Annotated in this window: 4 protein-coding genes; 1 reads left to right on the forward strand and 3 read right to left on the reverse strand. The window is 71.4% G+C overall.

Annotation, left to right across the window (positions count from 1 at the left end):
- Positions 1–62: 62 nt before the first annotated feature.
- The 3 genes from ACFQ36_RS21555 to ACFQ36_RS21565 are packed head-to-tail and all read right to left on the reverse strand — an operon-like array spanning position 63 to position 2643.
- The gene (locus tag ACFQ36_RS21555) at positions 63–584 is read right to left on the reverse strand and encodes a hypothetical protein (RefSeq protein WP_377017409.1); all 522 of its coding nucleotides are present in this window, start codon (positions 582–584) and stop codon (positions 63–65) included.
- Positions 581–2248, reverse strand: a complete 1668-nt coding sequence (locus ACFQ36_RS21560) for a SulP family inorganic anion transporter (RefSeq protein ID WP_377017411.1) — start codon at positions 2246–2248, stop codon at positions 581–583. Before ACFQ36_RS21560 ends, ACFQ36_RS21555 begins: the two co-directional genes overlap by 4 nt.
- Positions 2245–2643: an ArsR/SmtB family transcription factor gene (locus ACFQ36_RS21565; protein ID WP_377017413.1), complete on the reverse strand. Its 399-nt coding sequence runs from the start codon at positions 2641–2643 to the stop codon at positions 2245–2247. Before ACFQ36_RS21565 ends, ACFQ36_RS21560 begins: the two co-directional genes overlap by 4 nt.
- Positions 2644–3128: 485 nt before the next feature.
- Here ACFQ36_RS21565 and ACFQ36_RS21570 point away from each other — a divergent pair.
- Positions 3129–3590: transglycosylase family protein (locus tag ACFQ36_RS21570; RefSeq protein ID WP_377017415.1), on the forward strand; the 462-nt coding region annotated here is incomplete at its 3' end.

Consider the following 3590-nt stretch of genomic DNA (forward strand, 5'->3'; position numbering starts at 1 on the left):
GGGTCCTGGTCCGGCGCCGGCTGCCGCCGGCAGGCCCGCCCTGACCGCCGGGGCGCCGGGAATCAGTCCTCCGGTTCGCGTTCGGGCAGCCCCCGCAGCAGCCGGGACGTGCGGCGGGCATCCCGGTAGGCCATTACGACGGCGGCAATGGCCAGCCCGACGCTGATGATCCCCAGCGGATTGCACAGCGCGGTGGAGACGCCCAGCGCCGCCTCGCCGAGCAGGCGGGACATGACCGAGCCGCCGGCGGGCCCGAAATCGGGCACGGTGAAGCCGAAACCGAGGGCCGTCAGCCAGGCGCCGGCGAGCACGGCGGAGGTTCCCGCGGAAGCGGCGAACGGCCGGTACCGCGCCGCCGTCGCCGTCGTCCGCACGCCCGCCAGGAGCAGGAGGATGAACAGCACGGGAGCCAGCGTCAGGCCCAGCAGCAGGGTCAGCTGCCCGCCGACGCCGAACAGCACCCGCCCGCCCGCCACCCAGAGGGCCACGAGGACGGCCATCGGAATGCTGGCCGCGGCAACCAGGATGCGGAAGGCGTTGGTGGGACGGTCGATGCGGGCGGTGCGGGTGGCGGCGGAACTCACGGTTTCACTCTAGCCGGGGCCGCGGCGGCCTGCCGGTTCCGCAGGACATGGCTGCGGGCGTGCTCCACCGCGGGTTCGAGCTCGGTGAAGAGGTGGTTCCGGTGCCGCAGCGAATCCAGCACGCCCACCCGGCGGGCCAGCGCCAGGTGCCGTTCCTGGATGCCCTTGATGAGCACGGTGATGCCGCGGCGTTCCAGGGCGGTGACCAGTTCGGCGATGACCCGGGCGCCGGTGGCGTCGAGGATCTGCAGCTGCGACATGCGGATGATGACCACGCCGGCATTGCGGATCGCGCCCACCCGTTCGAGCACCCGCTCGGCGGCGCCGAAGAACAGCGCGCCGTCCAGCCGGAACAGCGCAATCTGTTCGTCCCCGTCCCGGACCGGCCCGGGCAGTTCCTCCCGGTGCACGCCGCTGGATTTGACCAGGGCGCGCAGGGCGAAGAACGCGGCGACCACGATGCCGATCTCCACGGCCTGGATCAGGTCCAGGGACACGGTGATGACGGCGGTGACGAAGAAAACGACGGTGTCCGCGCGGGTCGAGCCGATCACGCTGCGCAGCGTGGCCGGCGCGACCATCCGGGTGGCGGTGACCATCAGGACACCGGAGAGGGCGGCCAGCGGGATCTGCGCGACCAGGTCCGCGGCCAGATAGACGACGGCAAGCAGCACCAGGGCGTGGACGACGCCGGCCAGCCGGGACCGGGCGCCGGAGCGGATGTTGACCGCGGTGCGGGCGATGGCGCCGGTGGCGGGCATGCCGCCGAAGAAGCCGGAAGCCACCGAGGCCAGGCCCTGGCCCGCCAGCTCCCGGTCCGCGTCGTACGGGCCGGTGTCGGAGATGGAGGCGGCGACCCGGGCCGAGAGCAGCGACTCGATTGCGGCCAGCGCGGCGATGGTCAGGGCCGGACCCAGGAGCGCCGCGGCGGTGGACGGGTCGGACAGCGGAAGGGCCGGGGCGGGCAGGGCATGGGGAAGCTCCCCGATCCGGGCCACCGGCAGGCCCGCCAGCCGGGCAATGGCGGTGGCCACGATGATGCCGATGATGGAACCGGGAACCTGCGGGTGGAGCTTCGGCGCCAGCACCATGACGGCGGCGACGACCAGCACCATGACCGCCGGCCAGAACAGCGTGGACCAGTTCGTGGTGCCCAGCGCCTGCAGGGCCGACACCGCGGCGTTGGTGCTGTCGCCGGCGGGCACGCCGAAGGCGGCCGGGACCTGCTGGAGGAAGATGATGGCGGCAATGCCCAGCGTGAAGCCTTCGATCACCGGCCACGGGATGTAGGTGACCGCCCGGCCGAGCCTGAGCGCGCCCGCGGCCAGCACGATGAGCCCGGCCATGACGGTGACCACCGGCAGCACCGACAGGCCGTAGGTGGCAATCACCGGCGCCAGGACCACCACCATGGCGCCGGTCGGCCCGGAGACCTGCACGTTGGAACCGCCGAACACCGCCGCCACCAGGCCGGCGACGATGGCGGTGACCAGCCCGGCTGCCGCGCCGGCGCCGGAGCTGACCCCGAAGGCCAGGGCCAGCGGCAGGGCCACGATGCCTACGGTGATGCCCGCGGTGAGGTCGGATTTCCAGCTGCGCCCGAGCACGGCGTAGTCCGCCTTGCCGGGCAGCAGCGCGCGGATCGATGCCGCCGCCTTGGTCACCGCCGTTCCCCCTCTGCGGGGCCGGGGGCCGGGAGGGCGGGGACGCCGGGCAGGCTGGCGGACAATTCCAGGTTTTTCCGGGTGGTGTCCAGCACCTCGTGCAGCAGGCTGCGGGCCACGGCCAGCAGCTCGGCCACCTGGTGGTGGGCCAGCCGGTAGAAGACCTGGCTGCCGCGGCGCTCGGAGTCCACCAGCTGGTGGCGGCGCAGTACGGACAGGTGCTGCGACAGGTTGGAGGCCTCCTGGCCGGTTGCGGCGATCAGCTCGGCCACCGAGACCGCGGGGGAGGCGGCCAGCAGCTCGAGGACGCGGATGCGGACAGGGTGGGCGAGCCCCTTGAAGAGGTTGGCCTTGAGCTCATACAGCGGGGCGTGGAAATCGGTGAGGGGATCCATCCGGGGCCTTCAGTAGTTCATGGATTTAGATATTCATCATATAGCCATCCCCGCCGCGCCTGTTCTGCCTGCCGCCGGCGGGACCGCAGGCGGCAGGGACGCGGGCTGCCGGCCGGTGGCCGGCAGCCCGCGCAAGGGGTGATGCGGCAGGAGGTCCGGATCCGGCCGGCCCAAACGCGGGATTAAACGTGAGAAAAATCACAAAGTGATTACGGCAACGGCCGCCCTTTCCCGCAAATCCGCGTGAATACGCGGATTTTCCGGGGTTACACCGCAGTTTGGTCTCGATTTGGTCACCAAATAACGTTCCGGTAACGTAGCGCGGGTGCTGGGGACCAAGGTCCCGGTGCGGCCGGGCAATATCCGGCGATAAAAACCGAATATGCTCGGCGCTGCCCACACCATACGCCGTCAACATGGCAGACGTCGGAATTGACCTCGATCCAACGAGCGGTTGACGGCGGCGCGATGAAGTCCGGGGACGGATGGAGCGAAGGTGGCCCCTGTGGAGCATTGTGAACGTACTTAAGAACAAGAAATTCAGCCGCGTCCTGCGCGGAGGCCTGGCCGTTGCGGCCCTGTCCGGCGCGGGTGTGGCGATGGCCGCCCCCGCCAACGCCGCGGACGGCGCCACCTGGGACGCGCTGGCGCAGTGCGAGTCCGGTGGAAACTGGAGCATCAACACCGGCAACGGGTTCTCCGGCGGACTGCAGTTCACCCCGAGCACCTGGGCCGCCTACGGCGGAGCCGGTGCACCCGAGAACGCCAGCCGCGAGCAGCAGATCGCCGTGGCCGAGAAGGTCCTGGCCGGACAGGGCTGGGGCGCCTGGCCCGCCTGCTCGGCCAAGCTCGGCCTGTCCGGCACGGCCGGTGCCGCTCCTGCCGCGGCCCAGTCCCAGGTGAGCCCGCAGTCCACCCAGATCCAGGCCGAAACCCCGGCCCCGGCC

The sequence above is a fragment of the Arthrobacter sp. GCM10027362 genome, from assembly GCF_042679445.1.
GTDB lineage: Bacteria > Actinomycetota > Actinomycetes > Actinomycetales > Micrococcaceae > Crystallibacter.